This is a genomic window from Gottfriedia sp. NPDC057991, from assembly GCF_042886615.1.
Taxonomy (GTDB): domain Bacteria; phylum Bacillota; class Bacilli; order Bacillales; family Bacillaceae_G; genus Gottfriedia.
The window spans coordinates 109,906-131,961 of record NZ_JBHVQN010000002.1; the positions used below are offsets into that span (position 1 = coordinate 109,906).

Sequence of the window (22,056 nt, forward strand, 5' to 3'; positions counted from 1 at the left end):
TTAATGATTTATTGACGATTTTTCATTCTGTTTGTTAAACACTTTTTGTAATTCAGTGGAAAATGGAATAAATTAGTGAATCACTGACCATACTGAAAGTTACATACAGTTGTGAAGTGAGGGGTAGTAAATGTTGTATTTACATGATGTATGGGTCAATTGGTTTGAAGGTGAAGAAAATGGTTACAATGTCTGTCATTTTTTTGAATGGAGAAAAGATGATAGTGTTGAATTATTAGACCAAGTTCCAGTCATTAAAGTTACTCCGGAGATATATCAGTATATTGAAAATGAACTATTAGAGCTTCCTTCCGGTCTATTAACTGAAGTGTTTCAAAAGTCTTATGTAAGAAAGAATCATGAGCGTATTCAGCTAGATTATTGCTTTGTAGTAACTGACGGTAATGGTATTATTGCGGTTGACACAATTGGGTATAATATTCCAATTCGAAAAAGTCGTTTAATACCAAGGCAAGAACAAATGGTGTATGATATGACAGCCGAGATTGAAGAATGTCACTATAATCTTCAAAACATAGTAAATGATGAAACAAAAGAACATCATATACTGTCACCGTCGCCAATTATTATGAGCGGACTAACAAGAAAAGAAAGACAACTAAAGCAGTTATTATTTATGGCGTTAGATCAACTCCATTCATCAAAAAATCCTTCGGAGATTCGATATTGGTACACTGAGTGGAATCCAAGATCGTATCAACAAATTCAGGATTTGTCATTTGAGGATATTTGGTCCCAGTTATATGACGAAATAAAGAGTGGTTGGTCAGAGCAACATGAGCAATTATGTGGAAGAATCGTTAAAGGTCAACCTTTCTTTGAAAAACTATGGGAAATGGAACACGAACAAAAAGTAAACTAAAAGAGGTTATTTTAAAGGGCCTCAAAACGAAGCAGACCCACAAGGTGATATAAGTTCCTTGTGGGTTTTTTAGTGATTTCTTGATTTTCCTCAAATAAAGAAAAAGGTGTCCAAAAGTTCTTTGACTTTTAAGACACCCATTCCTATTTTTCATTTATACGGAAAACCGGGATTATTTTTTTCTCTTGCGACCTAATCCCATAGCATTTTCCATTTTTTTAATCATTTTAGTTGCAACGGCATTTGCTTTTGCAGCTCCGGCATCTAAAATATCATCTAATTCAGTCGATGTAATAATTTCTTTATAGCGTTCTTGTAATGGACGTAATCCGTTTACTACTACATCTGCAACATCTTGTTTGAATTCTCCGTAATTTTTACCAGCGTATTTATTTTCTAATTCTTGAATTGTTTCACTAGTAAATGCTGAGTAAATGCTTAATAAATTTGAAATACCAGGCTTATTTTCTTTATCATACTTAACAATGCCTTCAGAGTCAGTTACAGCACTTTTAATTTTCTTTTCAATTACTTTAGGATCATCTAAAACAAAAATTGTAGCTTTTTGATTTTCATCGGATTTACTCATTTTTTTAGTTGGATCAGCTAAACTCATAATTCTAGCTGCGTCTTTACTAATTCTGACTTCAGGAATCGTAAAGATCTCATTAAATTTATTATTAAAACGCTCCGCTAAGTCACGAGTAAGCTCTAGATGTTGCTTTTGGTCATCTCCAACTGGAACTAAGTGAGTACCGTATAAAAGTATATCTGCGGCCATTAAAGGTGGGTAAGTTAACAAAGCAGCTGATACACCATCTTTACCAGAAGATTTATCTTTAAACTGTGTCATACGCTCTAATTCACCGATATAAGATACACATTGCATCATCCATCCTGCTTGTGCGTGTGCAGGTACTTCAGATTGGATAAAAATAGTTGATTTTTCTGGGTCTAATCCAGCAGCAACATAGATTGCAGATAGACTTTGAATATTTTTACGTAAAGCAAGTCTGTCTTGCGGTACTGTTATTGCATGTTGATCAACAATACAGAAATAACAGTTATAATCATTTTGTAATTCAATGAATTGTTTTACGGCACCTAAATAGTTTCCTAAAGTAATACCTCCAGATGATGTTGGTTGAATTCCACTAAAAATAGTTTGCATCTTAAAATCCTCCTAAATAAAGCTAAATAAAATAAAAAAAGCGGCATAATCTCTCTATTACATAGAGACGATTAAACCGCGGTACCACTCTAGTTATTCCAAATAAGGAATCACTCATGCATGAAATCATGCTCTCATCTATCGTTTGAGTTACGTCGAAGCCTACTTATACTATATGTTCGGTTCGAAGCTCAGAAGTCCATTCGACAGGGAGCATGACTTGTTTTCACCATCCACAAGCTCTCTTAACATGCTAAATCTGTGTACTACTCTTCATCATAGCTAATATATACTTTCTATAGATAATATCTTAATTATATTCAACTTTCAAGATGTTGATACATCATTTAAGAAATAATGATAAAACTGAATAAAAATGAAACAATAACTAACGTGATTGAAGCCATAAGTAATGGTTTTGTAACTGAAAACTTATATCTTCTATAAATCATATCCTTTTTAACAGTAAGTGATTCATCACCAGTCATTTCTGCCATCTGTTGGTCTCTCGTTCCGAAAACTTTACGCATTCCAAAGCGAGTGATATTAAAAAATCCACTTTGTACAATTAATAAAAAACCACCAATAACAAATAATGTTAGTCCAATATAGAATATTGTGTTCGTGAAATGAAGGAAAAAGTTTAATGTTCCTTGGATAAGAGAAAAGATTGCTGCTAGTACTATCGCTGATAATACGACAATAATAAAGTGTTTCGACATTTAATTTGTGATCCTCCTATTGGAAAGAATTATATATTGTAGACTTAATAATGCTATACTATAATAATATTGTAAACAGTTTCAACTAATCATTACAAAATATTTTTAAATTGTTAGCATTTTTAAGACAATTCTCTTTATTTTAATAAATTATTTAATTTTATTTGTCAAAATTGTTGTAAAACTCTAATAAAACTGTATAATAAAATTTGTAGAAAAAAATCGATACTTATCGAAAATTCTACAATAAAAATTCAGAATTGTATATTAACTTTCTGTATTTTAACCTACATTGCATTAGCATCTTAGGGGGTATACATCATGGATTGTGAGATATGTTACGATAAATAAATTTGCTATATTGATATCGGAAATTGGAATTCAAATTAGACATTCATTTATTTACTAAATTTATGAATAAATATCTAAATAAACAATTTTTTATAAGGTTCCCAGTCAATTTAAATAGGGAGAAATTGCCAGAAAAAATCAGTTTAGAATAATAATTTAGAATTTTCCAGTAAAAAAAATATTGACCAAAAGCGTCATTGCGAATACGCTTACATTGTTGGAAAAAAAAGCTTAAGCAAAAATCTACACCATTTTTACAAGAAATGAAAAAACTGGATTAAATGATAAAACCCATGTTTGAGAATAATATGGACAAGGAATTAAATCGATCGAAAATGTTACAGATTTATAATTGATATTAAGAGTATGTGGAAAAATCCAAATGCTCTCATTTTTACAAGAGAATTATCAAAAAATAAAAAAAATAAATATTTTTTAAATAAATAAGGGGGTGCTGTTGTGGGACGTTACGTGCTACAAAGATTTATTTACATGTTGGTCACACTATTTTTGATTTGTTCTGTTACATTTTTCTTAATGAAGTTGTTACCTGGTTCACCTTTGAAAAATCCAGAGAAATTAACGCCTGAACAAAAACAAATTATCTTTGCTAAATTTGGGCTTGATAAGCCGGTTCCAGTTCAATATGCAAATTACATGAAGAATCTAGCAAAAGGTGATTTAGGTGTTTCATATAAATACGATAATCGTCAAGTAACTGATATGATCAAAACTCGTATTGGTCCATCAGCTCAATTAGGTGCACAGGCACTATTATTAGGAACATTTATCGGATTAATCTTCGGTATTGTTGCTGCATTAAAAAAGAATACGATATGGGACTATGGTTCTACTGTTCTAGCAGTTTTAGGTATCTCGATACCATCATTCGTATTCGGGGCAATCTTACAGTATTATTTAGCAGTAAAATTACATTGGTTCCCGGTAGCATATTGGGAAAGCTTTAAATACACGATTTTACCGACAATTGCATTGTCAGTATTCGTAACAGCAACTGTAGCTCGATTCTCAAGAACTGAGTTAATTGAAGTTATGAACTCAGAGTATATCGTAACAGCAAAAGCAAAAGGTATCTCTCAAGTAGGCGTAATCATTAAACATGCCCTGCGAAATGCATTAATCCCAGTTGTTACAATTTTAGGTCCAATGGCTGTAAACTTAATGACTGGTACGTTAGTTATTGAAAATATGTTTGCTGTACCTGGATTAGGTTCTCAATTCGTTCAATCAATCGTAACAAATGACTATACAGTAATTATGGGTACAACAATTTTCTATAGTGCATTATTATTAATCGTAATTTTCTTAGTAGATATTTTATACGGTGTAATTGATCCACGTATCCGTTTAGCAGGAGGTAAATAAATAATGAATAACAACACAGCTCAAAAAATTTCATCTGATTTATTCCAACCTGCAAATGTAGATTTGAATAACGCGGATAAAATTTCTAGACCTTCAGATTCATTCTGGAAAGACGCTCGTAGACGTTTTAGAAAAAATAAAGGTGCAATGTTAGGCTTTATTGTCCTAGGCATCTTATTATTCTTCACATTATTTGGTCCAATGATGAGTGGACATTCTTATAAAGACCAAGATTTAAAAAGATCGAAATTACCACCAAAAATTGGTGTATTAGAAAATGTAAAGTTCTTACCATTTGACGGAATTGATCAATATGGAAACGATGTATATAAAAACAAAAATATTAAAGAAAACTATTGGTTTGGTACAGATGATTTAGGTCGTGACCTTTTCACAAGAACATGGGCTGGTGCTCGAGTATCAATCTTAATCGGTTTATTAGCAGCAGTAATTGATATGGTAATTGGTGTAGCTTTCGGTGGTATTTCAGGATTCTTTGGTGGCCGGACAGATACAATCATGCAGCGTATTGCTGAAGTCCTAATGGGTGTTCCATATCTAATCGTAGTAATCTTATTCATCTTAGTATTTAAAAACCCAGGTATACTTTCTATCGCTTTAGCGATGGTAATTACTGGTTGGGTAGGTATGTCCCGTATCGTACGTGGTCAAATGCTAAAACTAAAAAATCAAGAATTCGTATTAGCATCAAGAACATTAGGTGCAACAAATGCTCAATTAATTGCAAAACACTTAATTCCAAATATTATGGGTCCAATCATCATAATGATGATGTTCACGATTCCAAGTGCAATCTTCTCTGAAGCATTCTTAAGCTTTATCGGTCTAGGTATTGCACCTCCGAAAGCATCATTAGGTTCTTTAGTAAGTGATGGCTTCAAGTCATTACAAACTTTCCCACATATGATGATTATTCCGGCGGTTGTAATCAGTTTATTAATCTTAAGTTTCAACTTAATTGCTGACGGGTTACGCGACGCTTTAGATCCAAAGAGTAAGTAATATTTGAGAGGAGAATGAACTATGAGTAAATTATTAGAAGTAAAAGATTTATGTGTCTCCTTTTATACTCATGCTGGTGAAGTTCAAGCGGTACGCGGAGTTTCATTTGATCTTAAAAAAGGTGAGACATTAGCAATTGTAGGTGAATCTGGTTCAGGTAAATCAGTAACATCAAAAGCATTAATGGGGTTAATTCCAAACCCTCCAGGTAAAATTAAGAGCGGTGAAATCTTATTCGATGGAAAAGATTTAGCTAAATTAAGTGAAAAAGAAATGCAAGCTATTCGTGGGAAAGAAATTTCAATGATTTTCCAAGATCCTATGACTTCTTTAAATCCAGTATTAACAATTGGATATCAAATTACAGAAGGTCTAATAAAGCACCAAAAAATGAGCAAAACTGAAGCAAAGAAAATTGCTTTAGAGTTAATAAATCTTGTAGGTATTCCAAATGCTGAAGATCGTTTTAAACAATATCCACACCAATTCTCTGGCGGTATGAGACAACGTGTTGTTATTGCTATGGCGTTAGCATGTAATCCAAAATTATTAATCGCCGATGAGCCAACAACAGCTCTTGATGTTACAATTCAAGCTCAGATCCTTGAGTTAATGAAAGAAATTCAAAGAAAAACTGATTCAGCAATTATCTTTATTACACATGATTTAGGTGTAGTTGCGAATGTTGCAGATAAAGTTGCAGTTATGTATGCAGGTAGAGTAGTTGAAATGGGAACAGTAGACGATATTTTCTACAATCCTAAACATCCTTACACTTGGGGACTTTTAGCTTCAATGCCAGACTTAGATAATGAACAAGGAGCAGAATTAGTAGCAATTCCTGGTACACCACCGGATCTATTAAATCCTCCAAAAGGTGATGCGTTTGCACCACGCAATCCAAATGCTTTAAAAATTGACTATGAAATGGAACCTCCTATGTTTAAAGTGTCTGATACACACTACGCTGCAACATGGTTATTACATGAGGATGCTCCAAAAGTTGAACCACCTGAAGCCGTTATCAAGCGTATTCAACGAATGAAGGAAGGTGAAGTAAATGTCAAATAAAGCAGAAAAATTAGTTGAAGTTAAAAATTTAAAACAATACTTTAATACAGGTAAAACAACTGTTAAAGCAATCGATGATGTTACATTTGACATTTTCCGTGGAGAAACTTTCGGTTTAGTAGGTGAATCAGGTTCTGGTAAATCTACAACTGGACGTTCAATCATTCGATTATATGATGCGACTGATGGACAAGTAATTTTCGATGGTGAAGATGTACATGGTAAGAAAAGTCGTAAAGAGTTAAAGCAATTTAACCGCCGTATGCAAATGATTTTCCAAGATCCATACTCTTCATTAAACCCGCGTATGAAAGTTGCCGATATCATTGCAGAAGGTATTGATATTCATGGCTTAGCTCGTAACAAAGAAGAGCGCATGAAAATGGTTTATGACTTACTTGAAACAGTAGGTTTAAATAAAGAGCACGCTAACCGTTTCCCACATGAATTCTCAGGTGGACAACGTCAACGTATCGGTATTGCAAGAGCACTTGCTGTACAACCAGACTTTATTATCGCCGATGAGCCAATCTCAGCTCTTGACGTGTCAATTCAAGCTCAGGTTGTAAACTTAATGAGAAAGCTTCAAGAGGAAAAAGGTTTAACATATCTATTTATCGCCCATGATTTATCAATGGTTAAATACATTAGTGACCGTATCGGTGTAATGTACCACGGTAAAATTGTTGAGCTTGCAGATAGTAATGAATTATATGATTACCCTATGCATCCTTACACAAAATCATTATTATCAGCAATTCCGCTTCCAGATCCTGTTTATGAGCGCAATCGTAAACGTATCGTTTATAATCCAAAACAACACGATTATTCAAACGAAGAGCCAAAATTACGTGAAGTTCGTCCTGGACATTTCGTACTTTGCTCGGAAGCAGAATTTAAAAATTATCAACAAATGTATAAATAATAAATCAATCCTAGTGAGGTTATCGCTAGGATTTTTTTATTGGATTAAGTAGAAAATCAAAAAGATGAGATTAGGTTACTGTGAGGGTCATGAGTAAGTAAGAAAGTAAAAATGTGGAATTAGGTTCCTCATGAGAGGTTCATGAGGAAATGAAACAGCAAAAAGATGGTGTTAGGTTCCTCATGAGAGGTTCATGAGGAAGTAAAACAGGAAAAATGTGGAATTAGGTTACTCATAAGAGGTTCATGAGGAAGTAAAACAGCAAAAAGAAGAAAAAAGGTTACTCATAAAGGGGACAAGAGTTAGTAAAAACCAAGAATCCGAAATTATCCTACCATTTAGCATTTGTACAAGTTAAGGGAAAATTAAGGTGGAGGTTTTATGATGATTAGTGTAGATAAGGCTAGGTATAATAATGGTAGGACAAGCTTAGAAGAAAATGAAACCAGATTGTACAATGATAACCAAATATTAAATTCAAAGTCCCTGAATTTAATATTTCAAAGTACTGTACCTGAGGATGAACTATTGACCATAATCAATTCTACATTGGTTATACACTAAACCTTATTAAGGCAAAAAAAAGAAAGGGCTTTTGCCCTTTTTTTAATCGTAAATTTCTTATAATACTGCTCTTAATAAGTTTTTTTACGGAACTTGCCTTGGCCACCAACTTGTTTGAAGTTTGCAGACATTCTGTCAGACATATCAACAAATTGACTTTTTTTACTTCTACCAAATATTTTTTCGCCGATCGCGTTTGTAAACACACCATTAAGTGCAGTAATTCCAATTACTAACACTGCAACAATCAATAGATCAGTTATGTAAGCTGCCATTAGATTAGCCTCCTAGGAATGTAAGCGTTACTATTATTGTATTAAAAATTTGATGAAATAGAAAGAATAAATAAGCTTTTTCATAATAATTATTTTTGAGCTTTTTATAAAGTAATCTGGCTTTTAGTATTGTAACTTTTGGACTAAAGTTGTGTGAAACGAAAGGTGTACTTGACTACTTTAGAAAATGTTGTCGGGAGTTTAGTGACTGCAAGAGAAGGTGAAAAAGGATTAACTCACGGATAGTGAGGTTTATAATGTGAAAATCAGCTTTCACATACGTAAAATAGATCAAAGAAATTAGCCTATATTTTACTTTTAAATTTACTGAAAATTGTACACCTTTTGTATAGGTTTTTTTAAATTTTTTTACAAATTTGTATTTATTTATTTTCCACAATACTGTATAATTTGAACATATAGTGGTAGATTAAACTAATTATAATTAACCAATTCTTATAAATTAATACACATAACTATATTACTTTTTTTAAAAAGAGTAGTTAGGGGGAGAGCAAAATGGTAATTTTGTATAATTCACCAAGTTGTACGTCTTGTCGAAAAGCGAAAATGTGGCTAGAAGATAATAATATTCCTTATAAAGAAAGAAATATTTTTTCAGAACCATTATCAATTAATGAGATTAAACAAATTTTACGTATGACTGAAAGTGGTACTGATGAAATTATATCAACAAGATCAAAAATTTTCCAAGAATTAAATGTAGACTTAGAAAGTCTTCCTTTACAAGACTTATATGAAATCATTCAAAAATACCCTGGTTTACTAAGAAGACCGATTATTATTGATGAGAAACGTTTACAAGTTGGTTATAATGAAGATGAAATTAGAAGATTTTTACCGCGTTCAGTTCGCACATATCAATTACGTGAAGCGCAACGTTTAGTTAATGAGTAAATCTTTGTTTTGAATTGTGAAAAAAATTACAATTCTTGATTAAGATTCTCAATCATATTGAACAAATACTTATTCATATTATATAAAAAGCTGTAAAAAGTTAAATGCATACTTTTTACAGCTTTTTTTTAACAATTAGGATGTTCTCTTACGATATCGAATATTATTAAAATAATAACCTATAACGATGGTGAAGATTATACAAGATGAACCGACAATTAATTCCATATCGTTTCGCCCGTTTATATATTGACTGATAAATGGCTCGTCTATTAACATTTTGCTTGCAGTTATTGAAAGAACAGAAGCCCCTACAAAACTCAATATTGGATATCTTTCTAAAAACCATAAAACGATTTTACTTCCCCAAATAATAATTGGAATTGAGATGGAAAGACCTAAAATGACTAATGATGGTTTTCCGTTTGATGCCCCAGCTATTGCTAATACGTTATCAATCCCCATAACTAAATCAGCAAATACAATTGTACGAATTGCATGGAAAACTGTGTAGTTCTCCTTTATTGAAGGGTTGTCATCCTCCTGAATAATTAATTTGCAAGCTATGTACAAAAGTAATATTCCGCCAATTAAATGCAAGAATGGGACCTTAAGGACGTAAATTGCACATATTGTTAGGATAATTCGTAAAACAATTGCGGTAATACTACCGAAAATTATCGCTATGTTACGTTGCTTATATGGTAATTTTCTACATGCTAATGCAATGACAATCGCATTATCTCCGCCTAAAACAATGTCTATAATAACAATCATTAAAAAGGACCATAAATAATGAAGATCTATCATGAATTCACCTCTCTTATTAAAAGCTTTAAATGATTGTCCTAATATTAATAGGTATATGATGATTTTTAAAAAATAGGTGAATTTTATTTCCAAAATTTGAAATTGTATCATAAAATATAATTGTAGTTACTATTCGCATTTAATAAATTTTCATGGTAAGATAGATAAAAATTTACTTATAAAAGCTAAATTTTTAAGAGTATTTTTCTAATTTACTATTTCAGAATTTTATATTTAACATAAATTTCTTTTACTTTATTTATTCTATTTCGTCTAACGCAATTACTTGTTGTTCATTAAAGGAGGGGGAAAACAAATGGAAATAGAAAGAATTAATGAAAATACGTTTAAGTTCTCCATATCCTACTTAGACATCGAGGAGAGAGGTTTCTCTAAAGATGAAGTATGGTTAGATCGAGAAAGAAGTGAAGAGCTTTTCTGGGAATTAATTGATGAAGCGCATTTGACTGAGGAATTCATTGCTGGTGGCCCCCTATGGATTCAGGTACAGGCACTAGACAAGGGTTTAGAAGTTGTTGTAACAAAAGCTGTGATTTCTAAAGACGGCAAAAAAGTAGAAGTGAATTTAGGTGAAGGAGAAAAGAATTTAGAAATACCATTTATCTCTGTAGATGATGACGATGATTCAGATGAAGATGATGATGACGATATTTTTGAATCGATGGATGAAGAGGAAACTGAACTTATTCTTTCCTTTAAAAATCTTGAAGACATTATTTCTTTATCACATGCTGTTAATCAAGAATCATTTGAAAGTACACTTTATTCCTTCCAAGATTATTACTATCTTTATGTTAAATTTGAAGAAGAATTGCTTGATGAAGTTCAAGTTGATTACTTATCATCAATGTTGCTTGAATATGGTCATCGTTCAAAAGTAACTATACATGTTTTAGAGGAATACGGAAAATTGATTTATGAAAAGACAGCTTTACCTCATTTTAAATCAATTTTTCCATTATTGTAATAGCCGATGCCTTAGGGATCGGTTTCTTTTCTTTATAAAGGAGAATATTGATGCAATTTCGATTAAAGATTTTAATATTTTTATCAATTGTAGTATGCATTTTATATTTTGCTTCTCCAACTATTAAATTCATTTGGTTAATGAATTTTGCATTTTTCGAGAAATCTACTATTTTTAGATTAATAAGTATAATGTTCTCGATAACAGCTATAGGTGTATCGATTATTATTTTCCTTGAAAATAGAAATCCAGCTAGAACTTTAACATGGATCATTCTTTTAGCTATTTTCCCGTTATTTGGTTTTGTTTTTTATTTAATTTTTGGACAAAATTACAAAAAGAAAATGGTCTATCGAAAAAAGGCAATTAATGATCAAAATGCAAATGGTTTAATTAGTGGATCAGAAGATGTAGAAGTGAAAGAATTTATAGCACAAAATCAAAGATTAGAGTATCTAATAAATATCGCAGCTAAACAGAGTAATACACCAGTCACGATGAATACTTTTACAAAAGTTCTTACAAACGGAAGTGAAACCTTTCCAAAAATAATTGAGGAACTTAAAAAAGCAAAGCACCATATTCATATCGAATTTTATATAGTAAGAAATGATGAGATTGGTAATCAACTAAAAGATATTCTCATTGAAAAGGCACAGAATGGTGTAAAGGTTCGATTTCTCTATGATGCTGTAGGTAGTTGGAAATTATCAAGAAATTTTGTAAAAGACTTACGAAAAGCAGGTGTAGAAATACTACCATTTTCTCCAGTTAAAATTCCAGTTTTAAACGATACGATAAATTACCGAAACCATCGGAAAATTATCGTCATAGATTCAAATGTAGGATTCGTTGGCGGATTAAATATTGGAGATGAATATTTAGGGAAAGACCAATATTTTGGAAAGTGGCGAGACACCCATCTATACCTTAATGGAGAAGGTGTACGAACACTACAATTCATATTCTTGCAAGACTGGTATTATATGACGAATGAATTAATTGATGACAAAGAGTACTTTGACATTAATGCTAGTAGTTATTCTTCCAAGGGAGCAATTCAACTTGTTTCTGGTGGACCAGACCGAAAGCATGAAGTGATAAAAGAGTTATTTTTTGCGATGATTACAAGTGCAAGGAAAAGTATCTACATTGCTTCACCATATTTTGTTCCGGATGAAGATATTTTAACTGCTCTTAAGGTTGCAGCAAATGGTGGGGTAAAAGTAAAAATTCTAATGCCTGATCGTCCCGATAAGAAAATCGTATTTTATGCCTCACGTTCCTATTTTCCAGAGTTATTAGAATCTGGAGTCGAAATCTATGAATACAGTCAAGGATTCTTACACAGTAAAATATTGATTGTGGATGATGAAATCGCATCTGTTGGAACAGCAAATATGGATATGAGAAGTTTTCGTTTAAACTTCGAAGTCACTGCATTTTTATATTTAGAAGAAAGTATTAATCATTTAGTTAATGATTTTAATAATGATATCCGTGATTCTGAAGCAATTATATTTAATGATTTTAAAAAGAGACCTATATTCAAAAGGATATTTGAATCATTATCAAGATTAATGGCACCACTTTTGTGATGAGCTATCTTATTGATAGAACATTGATAGAACATTTTTATAATATTTCATATAGTCACCTACCAAATAGAAAATTTAATTTGGTAGGTTTTTTATTTGAAAAATCGTTTTTAATTTTTTTGAAGGAAAATACGAAATGGATAGTGAAGTAAATGTTGGAAAGGAGGTAGGGTAAACATGATCGTAGCATTAAATACAGAAAGGCATACTATCAATTTATTTGAAGTTAAAACGACAGAGGAATTGTTAAGATTAAAGCAAAACGGACCATATTTTTGCCCGATTTGTAAAAATCAAGTGAGGCTCAAAATTGGAGTAAAGAAGGTAACTCATTTTGCACATATAGATTTGACTGAATGTGAAAATGAGAAAAAAGAGAGTATTGACCATTATAAGGGGAAGTTTGCATTATATCAATTTTTTAAAAAATTTAATGTAAATGTTGAGGTTGAGAAATTTTTACCTAAATTAAATCAAAGACCTGATTTATTTATTCGATTAAATACTATTCAAATATGTGTTGAATATCAATGTTCTGTTATTCCTTTAGAAAAGATGATAAAGAGGACTAACTCATTTAAACAAAGTGGTATGAAAGTTTTGTGGATTCTAAATGACAAACTATTAAATCAAAAAAGATGGTCATCATTCTACATTAATTCACTTTCTATTTATTCACTTGTTAGAATTAACGTTTTTTCACTTCTCTTCTATAATCCTACATTACAATCATTTACAGTGCTTTCCTCATTAATAGCATTTTCTCCAGTCCAATATATTGGTCAAAAGGACGTATTTCCAATAAATAATTTCAGTTTTAAGGGATTTTTATCTCCAAATAGAGTTGATAAAAAGGTATTTGTATCAAAATGGAACCGGTTAAAAAAGGATTTTAGACTATATCAACATTTGCATACTAAAGGTAATTTAAAGGTTTTTAAACAATATTTATACAATGCAAATATGAATTATTTTCCGGCAGTAATTGGAGTTCCTTTAGAAAGTAACTGCATAATTAAAGAACATTGTATCTTTTGGCAGGGGCAAATCTATTTTAAATTTTTTCATGAAGTAGAAATTGGACAACTGATCTTTATCGATAAAATAAATCAGTCTGTAAAAATGGAAGTACAGAATGGTAAATGGAGAGTTAATCAATTTCAAGATAATGAAATTGATAATTTGGAGAAATGTGTAGAAAAGTATATTGACTTTTTAGTAAAAATTAGAATCGTAAAACGGATTAAAAATGGTAAAATAATGAAGATAGCTAATGCTATTATTCCATCATCATTCCAACAAGCATTGGATGAAGACTGTCTGAGCACTAATACAGCATTTGATTTGTTGTTTAATGCAAGAACTGATTCAAATGATTATTAATATCAGACACTGGAATGTTATTAATACTAATAATAATTTTAGGGGGATCAGACATGCTAGAACAAAAAGCTGTTAAAAAATTACCAACTAGAAGTGAAGTTCAAGAAGAATTAACTTGGAAGTTGGAAGATATTTATGAAACGGATGCAAAATGGGAAGCAGAGTATAAAAAAGTACTTGAATTAATCCCATCGTTTTCAGAGTTTAAAGGTAAATTAGGTGAGTCATCTCAAACACTTTTAAATGCTTTGAAAAAACAGGATGAAATTTCGTTTTTATTAGGTAAATTGTATACATACTCTCATATGCGTTACGATCAAGATACAACAAATTCTACATATCAAGCTTTAGATGATCGGGCGAAAAATCTATACACTAAGGCTGGAAGTGCAATGTCGTACTTCGTGCCTGAATTATTAACAATTTCAGAAGATACATTGAAAAAATTTATTGAAGAAAATGATGAACTGAAATTGTACGAGCACTCTTTAGAAGAAATTTTAAAGCAAAAACCACATGTTCTTTCTGCAACTGAAGAGGAAATTATGGCACAAGCTTCTGAAGTGTTATCATCTTCTAGTAATACGTTTGGAATGTTAAATAATGCGGATTTAAAATTTCCGACGATTGAAGACGAGAATGGTGAAGAAGTAGAAATCACACATGGTCGTTATATTCACTATTTAGAAAGTGCAGATCGTCGCGTTCGAAAAGATGCTTTTGAAGCGGTTTATCATACGTATGATGCGTATAAAAATACTTTTGCAAGTACTTTAAGTGGTGCTGTAAAGAAAGATAATTTCAAAGCAAAAGTTAGAAAATATGATAATGCTCGTCATGCAGCATTAAGTAATAACGAAATTCCTGAAATTGTTTACGATCAATTAGTTTCTACTGTAAATGAGCATTTAAATTTATTACATCGTTATATTGCTATTCGTAAAAAAGCATTAAAGCTTGATGAAATTCATATGTATGATTTATTTACTCCATTAGTAGAAGAAGTAAAAATGGAAGTTAAGTATGAAGAAGCAAAGGAAATTTTATTAAAGGCATTAAAACCATTAGGTGAAGAATATGTTGAAATTCTAAAAGAGGCATATGAAAGCCGTTGGGTAGATGTTGTAGAAAATAAAGGAAAACGTAGCGGAGCGTACTCTTCTGGTGCGTATGGTACTAACCCATATATCCTAATGAACTGGCAGGACAATGTAAATAATTTATTTACATTAGCACATGAATTTGGTCATTCAGTGCATAGTTATCATACTCGTAAAAATCAACCTTATGTTTACGGAGATTACTCAATCTTTGTAGCTGAAGTTGCTTCTACTTGTAATGAAGCGATTTTAAATGATTATTTACTAAAAAATACTGAAGATCCTAAGCAAAGACTTTATTTACTAAACCACTATTTAGAGACTTTTAGAGGAACTGTATTCCGTCAAACGATGTTTGCTGAGTTTGAACATCAGATTCACGTATTAGCTCAAAATGGTGAGGCATTAACGCCAGATTTATTAACAAAAACATATTACGAGCTAAACAAAAAATATTTTGGTGACGAGATCGTAATCGATGAGTTAATTGGTTTAGAGTGGAGTAGAATTCCGCATTTCTATTACAATTACTATGTTTATCAATATGCAACAGGATTCAGTGCAGCAACAGCACTTTCAAAACAAATTCTAGAAGAAGGCGAACCAGCAGTTGAGAGATACCTTGGCTTCTTAAAAGCAGGAAGCTCGGATTATCCAATTGAAGTATTGAAAAAAGCTGGTGTTGATATGACCTCTTCACAACCAATCGTAGAAGCATTGAAAGTATTTGAAGAAATGTTAAACGAAATGGAAGAACTTTTATTTAACAAATAACTTACTTAAACAAACACATGTAGCATCATACCTATATGTGTTTGTTTTTTTTTTTTTATCCAGATTTTTTCTGTATCTTTATACCTGCTATTTTGTGTCTAAAATGTGAAATATTTCTCAAATGGTTGCCAAACTCTAAAATAAATTGTATTATAAGGGTGTGAATTACTTCACAAACACAAATACCCCTTTGTTGAACGTGAAAATTTCTCCCATCCCCTTGATGTAAAATATTACATCAAAAAAATGACCTAGCGAAAGCTAGGTCTTTTTTTGTTTCTTAAACAACATACTGATAATAAATTTGATCTTTTTGGACAATTTTCTTAACTTTTCTACGTAGGATTAATTTTTTTAATTCTAACTCCATACTTTGAGTAGATTGTTCGTAAATCATACATAATTCTTTAATCGTAACAAATGGTTGAAATTTAATAAATTCAGCTAAATCAGGTAGTTCTCGTTTTTCTAACTTTGTATTAGTCATTAGTTCTAATATTTTTACATAAGTCTGATAGCTTTCAAAACCAGAAACTTTCAAACCTTCTTCTTCAATATTTTCATTAAAAAATACAACGCTTGGAATTTCAGTTACATGCATTTCTTTCGTAACTTTAATATCACATTGCAAAGCTTTAATAGGGTGGGTACTGTTTAAATCTTCCATAAACTCTTTTACATCAATATTTATATCTTTAGCACATTCGATAAGAACTTCTTGATCTGTAATGTCTAAATCCATTAAGAAATAATATTCTTGTAACTTCTTTAAGTAGCTAACGCCTGCAACTCTACCTTGAAGCTCAGCTGCTTTTAATGCAATTGCAGAGTAGTATGGGTAAAGTTCTTTATTATCAATCCATAAGTGATCGTCGCAAAGGATATCCGATCTGCTAGCCGTCTTCTCCCATACGAATGCAAGCTGAGAAGGTCGTTTTTCTAATAGTTTTTTAGTTCTGTAATATCGATTAACTGGAATATAAGTAGATGAAAAATATTGGCCATATTCTAAGTGGAACTTTTTTAAAATTGTACTAAAATCCCAACAATTTCTACAAAGTGGATCTATGAATACATACAATTCAATCGATTTTTTTGTACAATTCTGCTCGGGAAGCTTGATTGATTCATTTTTATATTGTTTGTCATTCATATATTTCACCCTTAATGCAATTCATACGTCCGTACTATAACAGACTTGAAAATTAATTTGTAAGATATAACACGTTTGTTCTCTAATGGTATTGTAGCAACGGATAGTTAATATTTCAAATATGATGCACTATTTTTCATTAATCTATTAATATTTCCTTAATTCATTAGAGTAAGGTGAAAAAAAGGTTGGTGTCCTGAAGTCTGAGCGGATTGCAAAATCAATTTGTGAAATGGAAACGAGGAAAAAGTCTGGTCTGCAAATATGGATGAGAGAACTGCAAAAAACACCCCTTAAATTCAATGTTGCCCAACGGAGGGTTTTTTCAACATCTACTTTAAGGGATGCAGTCTAATACCCTTTAGGTTTTTTTTGCGTTTAAAAGTAACTATTTGCGTTGTGCTATTTCAGCAAAATGGTGCCCAGATGTCAGTTAGCCTGATTTCCTTGTTTTACATTAAAAAAGCGTCTAATTTTATTTAATGTTTTACGTTGAGGAATTTGAAGATTCTCTAACAGATTGATAAACTGTTGTTTACCAATGTTTTCATCCGAAACTTCGAATTCTAACTCATAATCCTCGTGATTTAAATATGTACTGTGGTCTAAAACTAATAATCCATTTTCATATGAAAATTCTGCTCTGTTTGTTGTTAGGTCCCCAATTAATACTAGGGAATTTAAGTTTAAATTTACTTCGTGGATATATTCTTTTACTTCTCCTTCTGGAAGAGCGTATGTTTTTAGCATAGTCGATGCTTCAGTTTCACTAATTTTTTGATTAAATTCTAAATGTCCGACTGCTTGTTTTATTTTTAAAGTTAAAGTAAATGAAGTTAGGGACTTTTTGCGGATTCTTAACGCTCCACCATGTTCTTTAATTGTAAAATCAGGTGTTTCAAAATAATAATTAGTTTGTGATTGGAAACTCGACTCGTTAATTTGGAAATAGGATTTTAGCTTTTCAAATTCCTCTTTTGTTAATAAGTTCTTAAATTCAATTTCAATTTCTTTAGCCATAATTAACTCCTTCTATTTTAGTATTATTTTTGGTATTGAATGTGCTAGTCGTCGTTTATTTTCTATTTGATATGTTACAATAGAAATGGTCAAAATTATATAAAATACATACATTAAAAAGGTTGAGGTTTCAGTGATGAGAAAAATGCTTGAAATAAATGGAATAAATATAAATGAAGATGGTTTATTTCTATTAATCGACGATACAAAAATGAATTTAGAACAGTGTCATGAAGTAGGAACAATGATTGCAGACTCAGATCAAAGTTCACTATTGTATATATTAGAAGAAAATGAAGAATTTGTATATGTTACAGTTCCTTATGAGTATTGGTCGGAATTGAAAAAAGCAAATGATCAAAAGTTAAACGTATTTTTAAAGGTTGGTGAAAAGAGTCTTTCACTAAATAATTGGAATGATGAGTTAACTTATTTAATCCAAAATGTTGAAGGTAATTTTAACTATGGAGAAGAATTTGTTAAGCAAGTTCAAAGCGCATTTTTAGAAGAGAAGTAAGTTGGTGGTGATTGGATGAATGGTCAATGGGAAAGTTTTTTAGCACCTTATGAACAAGCAGTAAGTGAATTGAAAATAAAGTTAAAAGGGATTAGAAAACAGTTTGAAGAAACTAATCAGCATTCCCCAATTGAGTTTGTAACTGGGAGAGTTAAGCCTATTCATAGCATTGTTAATAAGACAATTAGAAAAGGTATTCCATTAGCGAATTTAGAAACTGAATTACAGGATATTGCCGGTCTGAGAATGATGTGCCAATTTGTAGAAGATATTAAAAATGTAGTTGAGCTTCTTCGCAAACGGAAAGATTTTACAATTGTAGAAGAGCGAGATTATATTACAAATAAAAAGGATAGCGGATATCGTTCTTATCATGTAGTTGTTGAATATCCAGTTCAAACAATTGAAGGTGAACGAAAAGTTTTAGTTGAAATTCAAATAAGAACACTTGCGATGAATTTTTGGGCAACAATAGAGCATTCTTTAAATTATAAGTATAAAGGGAAATATCCTGAAAATATCCATGAACGATTACAAAGAGCGGCTGAAGCAGCGTTTCTATTAGATGAAGAAATGTCTCTTATTAGAGGTGAGATTCAAGAGGCGCAAGCAGAGTTTTCGAAAAAAAACGACCAATAAGGAAAGGACGAGAAAATGAAATTCGTAATTATGTCTAAGGGCGATCAAGAGTCCAATGAACTGACGAAACGAATGAGAGATTATTTAGAGAGTTTTAATTTTATATTTGATGAAGAAGAGCCTGAAATCGCCATATCTGTAGGCGGTGATGGGACCTTACTTCATGCTTTTCATCATTACACTCATCTTCTCGATAAAGTATCTTTCGTAGGGGTTCATACTGGGCATTTAGGGTTTTACGCTGATTGGGTACCAAGTGAGGTAGAAAAGCTTGTTATTGCAATTGCGAAGACTCCATTTCAAGTAGTTGAATATCCTTTATTGGAAGTGATCATCCGTTATAAGGATGGAAGAAAAGAAATGCAAACATTAGCTTTAAATGAATGTACGATAAAAGGTCTTGAAGGTACATTAGTAATTGATGTTGAAATAAAAGGTCAGCATTTTGAGACATTTAGAGGTGACGGTCTTTGTATTTCTACCCCTTCAGGAAGTACAGCGTATAATAAAGCACTTGGTGGAGCAATTATTCATCCATCAATTGAAGCGATTCAAATTGCTGAGATGGCATCAATTAATAATCGAGTTTTTCGTACAATTGGTTCACCTCTTGTTTTACCGAAACATCATACTTGCTTACTGAAACCAGTAAGAAACGCAAATTTTCAAATTACATTAGATCATAAAACAATAGTGCATCAAGATGTTAAATCGATTCAATGTCGAGTTGCTCATGAAAAAGTACGTTTTGCACGTTTTAGACCTTTTCCGTTTTGGAAGCGTGTCGTTGATTCTTTTGTTAAATAAAAATGGTGAAGAATATGAAGCAATTTAGTTTATCATGGGAAGTAAAAAAAGAGCATAATGGAATTTTACTTAGGGAGTTTCTTAAATTAAAGGAGCTCTCTAAACGTGCTCTCACAGATATAAAATTTCAAGGTGGAAAAATTACCGTAAACGATGAAGAAAAAACTGTCCGTACAATTTTAAAAGAATTAGATCTTGTACAGATTTATTTTCCAATCGAGAAACCGAGTGAGGAACTTATAGCTGAAGATATTCCTTTTGAAATTGTTTATGAAGATGATGCTGTATTAGTCATAAATAAACCTTTTGGAATTCCAAGTATACCTTCTAGAGAGCATCCTAGTGGTTCCCTTGCAAATGGATTATTATTTTATTATCAAACAATTGGGCTCCAATCGACCATTCATATAGTAACTCGATTAGACAAAGATACTTCGGGATTAATGTTGGTTGCCAAAAATCGTTATATTCATTATTTGTTTTCGAAAAATGAATTAAAAAATGTACAAAGAAAATATTTAGCAATCGTTCATGGACAAATGAATGATACAGAAGGGGTAATACGAGTAAAGATTGCTAGGAAAAGTGATAGTATTATTGAGCGTATTGTTTCTGAAGAGGGACAAGAAGCAATCACACATTATAAGGTCCTTGTCGTAAATAGAGACAACTCAGTTGTTGAATTAGAATTGGAAACAGGGCGAACACATCAAATCCGGGTTCATATGTCTTCGATTGGACATCCATTAATCGGGGATGACTTATATGGAGGTAATACGGATCTATTAAAAAGACAGGCATTGCATAGTTATCAATTGTCATTTTTTCATCCGATTGATCATACGGAAAAAAACTTTGAAATCGCTTTACCTGCTGATTTAAAGAGATTATTGGAGTCGTGAATGTCAAGTAATAAATTTGTCTAAATTTTGTATAATTTATTGACAATATATGAATAATAGATTATTTTTAGTATGTAGTGTTTCTCCATGGGGATGGAAGAGACTAATATATTAAGCTGATAAGTGAGCGCTTACATTATCAGCAAAAAAGTAGGTTCCGATTAGAAGCCTACTTTTTTTGTATCTATTTAAGCTAAAATTTTCTATTACAGGATCATCATGACTTTCCTAAACACTGCTTTCTTTTTCTTCGTAAAAACTAAATTTTTCTTCAATGTATGGCATGGAAGATTGTACATGGGTATATTTATGTTCTGGATACGAAAATGCTGTTAGTTTACCACCAAAGACAGCGCCAGTATCAATATTAATTGTATTATTTAATTCCCTTTGTTCCTTAATTGGAGTATGACCATAAACAATTAATGCTTTACCTTTATACTCTTTAGCCCAATCTTTTCTTACAGGCATCCCATTTGGAAGCACTTCCCCGTTAATATCTCCATATAAAACGAATGTTTTAACATTATTTGAATGCTTACCAATCATATCCTCACGTATACCAGCATGACTAACAACTAATTTTCCATTGTCTAAAACATTATAAAGTGGGGAACCTTCATAAAGTTTTTTAAACGATGCCTGATAATGGCTCCTTTCTTTACCACTAACTGACTCTAATTCAGCAACTGTTGTTTCAAGTCCATGTTGAATTTTTACATTGCGACCTAGAAAATAACGATAAAGTTTATTACAATGATTCCCTGGTGAATAATGTGCTTTCTTATGCTTCATCACAAGTTCATATACTACTTTAATAACTGCAAGCGAATTAGGTCCTCGATCCGTTAAATCACCCACAAAAACTAACTTTCGATTTTCAGGGTGAACAGGAATATTATTCTCCCACGAATAACCAAGTTTATTAGTTAATTCAACAAATTCATTATAGCAACCATGAATATCACCGATAATATCGTATTTCATTCTATCAATCCTTTTAGTCTGTTATTTCAACAAGTAATATTCGTAGTATGCCCCAAAAAAGCAGCATCAAAGAACTTTCCATGAAGCGG

At 31.6% G+C, this 22,056-nt stretch carries 21 protein-coding genes and 1 other annotated feature; of the genes, 14 read left to right on the forward strand and 7 right to left on the reverse strand.

All coding sequences use genetic code 11. The features are described from left to right. Nucleotides 1-130 precede the first annotated feature (130 nt). Nucleotides 131-883: a YjbA family protein gene (locus ACFVR2_RS08295; RefSeq protein WP_387360654.1), complete on the forward strand. Its 753-nt coding sequence runs from the start codon at nucleotides 131-133 to the stop codon at nucleotides 881-883. 172 nt (nucleotides 884-1,055) lie between these two features. Here ACFVR2_RS08295 and trpS read toward each other — a convergent pair whose 3' ends face one another. Both trpS and ACFVR2_RS08305 read right to left on the reverse strand, forming a co-directional pair. Further along, nucleotides 1,056-2,054: a tryptophan--tRNA ligase gene (gene trpS / locus ACFVR2_RS08300; RefSeq protein WP_387360656.1), complete on the reverse strand. Its 999-nt coding sequence runs from the start codon at nucleotides 2,052-2,054 to the stop codon at nucleotides 1,056-1,058. A 60-nt stretch (nucleotides 2,055-2,114) separates the two neighbouring features. Further along, nucleotides 2,115-2,343 (reverse strand) — a binding site (T-box leader). A 58-nt stretch (nucleotides 2,344-2,401) separates the two neighbouring features. Beyond that, complete coding sequence (locus ACFVR2_RS08305) at nucleotides 2,402-2,776, reverse strand: DUF3899 domain-containing protein (RefSeq protein ID WP_387360658.1); 375 nt, start codon at nucleotides 2,774-2,776, stop codon at nucleotides 2,402-2,404. Between the two features lie 810 nt (nucleotides 2,777-3,586). On the opposite strand from ACFVR2_RS08305, the gene opp3b reads away from it, so the two are divergent. Genes opp3b through ACFVR2_RS08325 form a run of 4 tightly spaced genes read left to right on the forward strand, consistent with a single transcriptional unit; the run spans nucleotide 3,587 to nucleotide 7,532 of the window. Next, nucleotides 3,587-4,513, forward strand: coding sequence for an oligopeptide ABC transporter permease (opp3b, locus tag ACFVR2_RS08310; RefSeq protein WP_387360660.1), 927 nt, complete (start codon nucleotides 3,587-3,589; stop codon nucleotides 4,511-4,513). A gap of 3 nt (nucleotides 4,514-4,516) precedes the next feature. Next, nucleotides 4,517-5,536 carry an oligopeptide ABC transporter permease gene (opp3C, locus tag ACFVR2_RS08315; RefSeq protein WP_387360662.1) on the forward strand — a complete coding sequence of 340 codons (1,020 nt, stop codon included), beginning with the start codon at nucleotides 4,517-4,519 and terminating at the stop codon, nucleotides 5,534-5,536. Between the two features lie 21 nt (nucleotides 5,537-5,557). Beyond that, nucleotides 5,558-6,607, forward strand: coding sequence for an ABC transporter ATP-binding protein (locus ACFVR2_RS08320; protein WP_387360664.1), 1,050 nt, complete (start codon nucleotides 5,558-5,560; stop codon nucleotides 6,605-6,607). Further along, complete coding sequence (locus tag ACFVR2_RS08325; protein ID WP_387360666.1) at nucleotides 6,597-7,532, forward strand: ABC transporter ATP-binding protein; 936 nt, start codon at nucleotides 6,597-6,599, stop codon at nucleotides 7,530-7,532. The genes ACFVR2_RS08320 and ACFVR2_RS08325 overlap by 11 nt, the downstream gene beginning before the upstream one ends. Nucleotides 7,533-8,167: 635 nt before the next feature. Here the strand turns inward: ACFVR2_RS08325 and ACFVR2_RS08330 are convergent. After that, nucleotides 8,168-8,371 carry a hypothetical protein gene (locus ACFVR2_RS08330; protein ID WP_069032985.1) on the reverse strand — a complete coding sequence of 68 codons (204 nt, stop codon included), beginning with the start codon at nucleotides 8,369-8,371 and terminating at the stop codon, nucleotides 8,168-8,170. A gap of 519 nt (nucleotides 8,372-8,890) precedes the next feature. Here ACFVR2_RS08330 and spxA point away from each other — a divergent pair. Beyond that, complete coding sequence (spxA, locus tag ACFVR2_RS08335; RefSeq protein ID WP_056473638.1) at nucleotides 8,891-9,289, forward strand: transcriptional regulator SpxA; 399 nt, start codon at nucleotides 8,891-8,893, stop codon at nucleotides 9,287-9,289. Nucleotides 9,290-9,424: 135 nt separating this feature from the next. Here spxA and ACFVR2_RS08340 read toward each other — a convergent pair whose 3' ends face one another. Next, nucleotides 9,425-10,096 (reverse strand): TerC family protein, encoded by a 672-nt coding sequence (locus tag ACFVR2_RS08340; RefSeq protein ID WP_387361727.1) that lies wholly within the window; start codon nucleotides 10,094-10,096, stop codon nucleotides 9,425-9,427. A 319-nt stretch (nucleotides 10,097-10,415) separates the two neighbouring features. Here ACFVR2_RS08340 and mecA point away from each other — a divergent pair, with 319 nt between their 5' ends. The 4 genes from mecA to pepF all read left to right on the forward strand — a co-directional run bounded on the left by mecA (nucleotide 10,416) and on the right by pepF (nucleotide 15,942). Beyond that, nucleotides 10,416-11,087 carry an adaptor protein MecA gene (mecA, locus tag ACFVR2_RS08345; protein WP_335407592.1) on the forward strand — a complete coding sequence of 224 codons (672 nt, stop codon included), beginning with the start codon at nucleotides 10,416-10,418 and terminating at the stop codon, nucleotides 11,085-11,087. A gap of 50 nt (nucleotides 11,088-11,137) precedes the next feature. Next, nucleotides 11,138-12,685, forward strand: a complete 1,548-nt coding sequence (gene cls / locus ACFVR2_RS08350) for a cardiolipin synthase (RefSeq protein ID WP_387360668.1) — start codon at nucleotides 11,138-11,140, stop codon at nucleotides 12,683-12,685. Nucleotides 12,686-12,862: 177 nt separating this feature from the next. Beyond that, nucleotides 12,863-14,068, forward strand: coding sequence for a competence protein CoiA (locus tag ACFVR2_RS08355; protein WP_387360670.1), 1,206 nt, complete (start codon nucleotides 12,863-12,865; stop codon nucleotides 14,066-14,068). A 53-nt stretch (nucleotides 14,069-14,121) separates the two neighbouring features. Continuing rightward, nucleotides 14,122-15,942 (forward strand): oligoendopeptidase F, encoded by a 1,821-nt coding sequence (gene pepF, locus ACFVR2_RS08360; protein ID WP_387360672.1) that lies wholly within the window; start codon nucleotides 14,122-14,124, stop codon nucleotides 15,940-15,942. A 280-nt stretch (nucleotides 15,943-16,222) separates the two neighbouring features. On the opposite strand, the gene ACFVR2_RS08365 is transcribed toward pepF, so the two are convergent. Together ACFVR2_RS08365 and ACFVR2_RS08370 are read right to left on the reverse strand one after the other, a co-directional pair. Next, nucleotides 16,223-17,095: a DsbA family protein gene (locus tag ACFVR2_RS08365; RefSeq protein ID WP_387360674.1), complete on the reverse strand. Its 873-nt coding sequence runs from the start codon at nucleotides 17,093-17,095 to the stop codon at nucleotides 16,223-16,225. 429 nt (nucleotides 17,096-17,524) lie between these two features. Beyond that, a complete protein-coding gene (locus tag ACFVR2_RS08370) occupies nucleotides 17,525-18,115 on the reverse strand; it encodes a CYTH domain-containing protein (protein ID WP_387360676.1) in 591 nt (196 codons plus the stop codon). 136 nt (nucleotides 18,116-18,251) lie between these two features. On the opposite strand from ACFVR2_RS08370, the gene ACFVR2_RS08375 reads away from it, so the two are divergent. Genes ACFVR2_RS08375 through ACFVR2_RS08390 form a run of 4 tightly spaced genes read left to right on the forward strand, consistent with a single transcriptional unit; the run spans nucleotide 18,252 to nucleotide 20,980 of the window. Next, complete coding sequence (locus ACFVR2_RS08375) at nucleotides 18,252-18,632, forward strand: UPF0738 family protein (RefSeq protein ID WP_387360678.1); 381 nt, start codon at nucleotides 18,252-18,254, stop codon at nucleotides 18,630-18,632. Between the two features lie 15 nt (nucleotides 18,633-18,647). After that, complete coding sequence (gene yjbM / locus ACFVR2_RS08380) at nucleotides 18,648-19,271, forward strand: GTP diphosphokinase (protein ID WP_387360680.1); 624 nt, start codon at nucleotides 18,648-18,650, stop codon at nucleotides 19,269-19,271. Nucleotides 19,272-19,286: 15 nt separating this feature from the next. Then, nucleotides 19,287-20,078, forward strand: coding sequence for an NAD kinase (locus ACFVR2_RS08385; RefSeq protein WP_387360682.1), 792 nt, complete (start codon nucleotides 19,287-19,289; stop codon nucleotides 20,076-20,078). 14 nt (nucleotides 20,079-20,092) lie between these two features. Next, a complete protein-coding gene (locus ACFVR2_RS08390) occupies nucleotides 20,093-20,980 on the forward strand; it encodes an RluA family pseudouridine synthase (protein WP_387360684.1) in 888 nt (295 codons plus the stop codon). Between the two features lie 228 nt (nucleotides 20,981-21,208). Here the strand turns inward: ACFVR2_RS08390 and prpE are convergent, their stop codons facing one another. After that, nucleotides 21,209-21,967: a bis(5'-nucleosyl)-tetraphosphatase PrpE gene (prpE, locus tag ACFVR2_RS08395; protein ID WP_387360686.1), complete on the reverse strand. Its 759-nt coding sequence runs from the start codon at nucleotides 21,965-21,967 to the stop codon at nucleotides 21,209-21,211. Nucleotides 21,968-22,056: the final 89 nt, after the last annotated feature.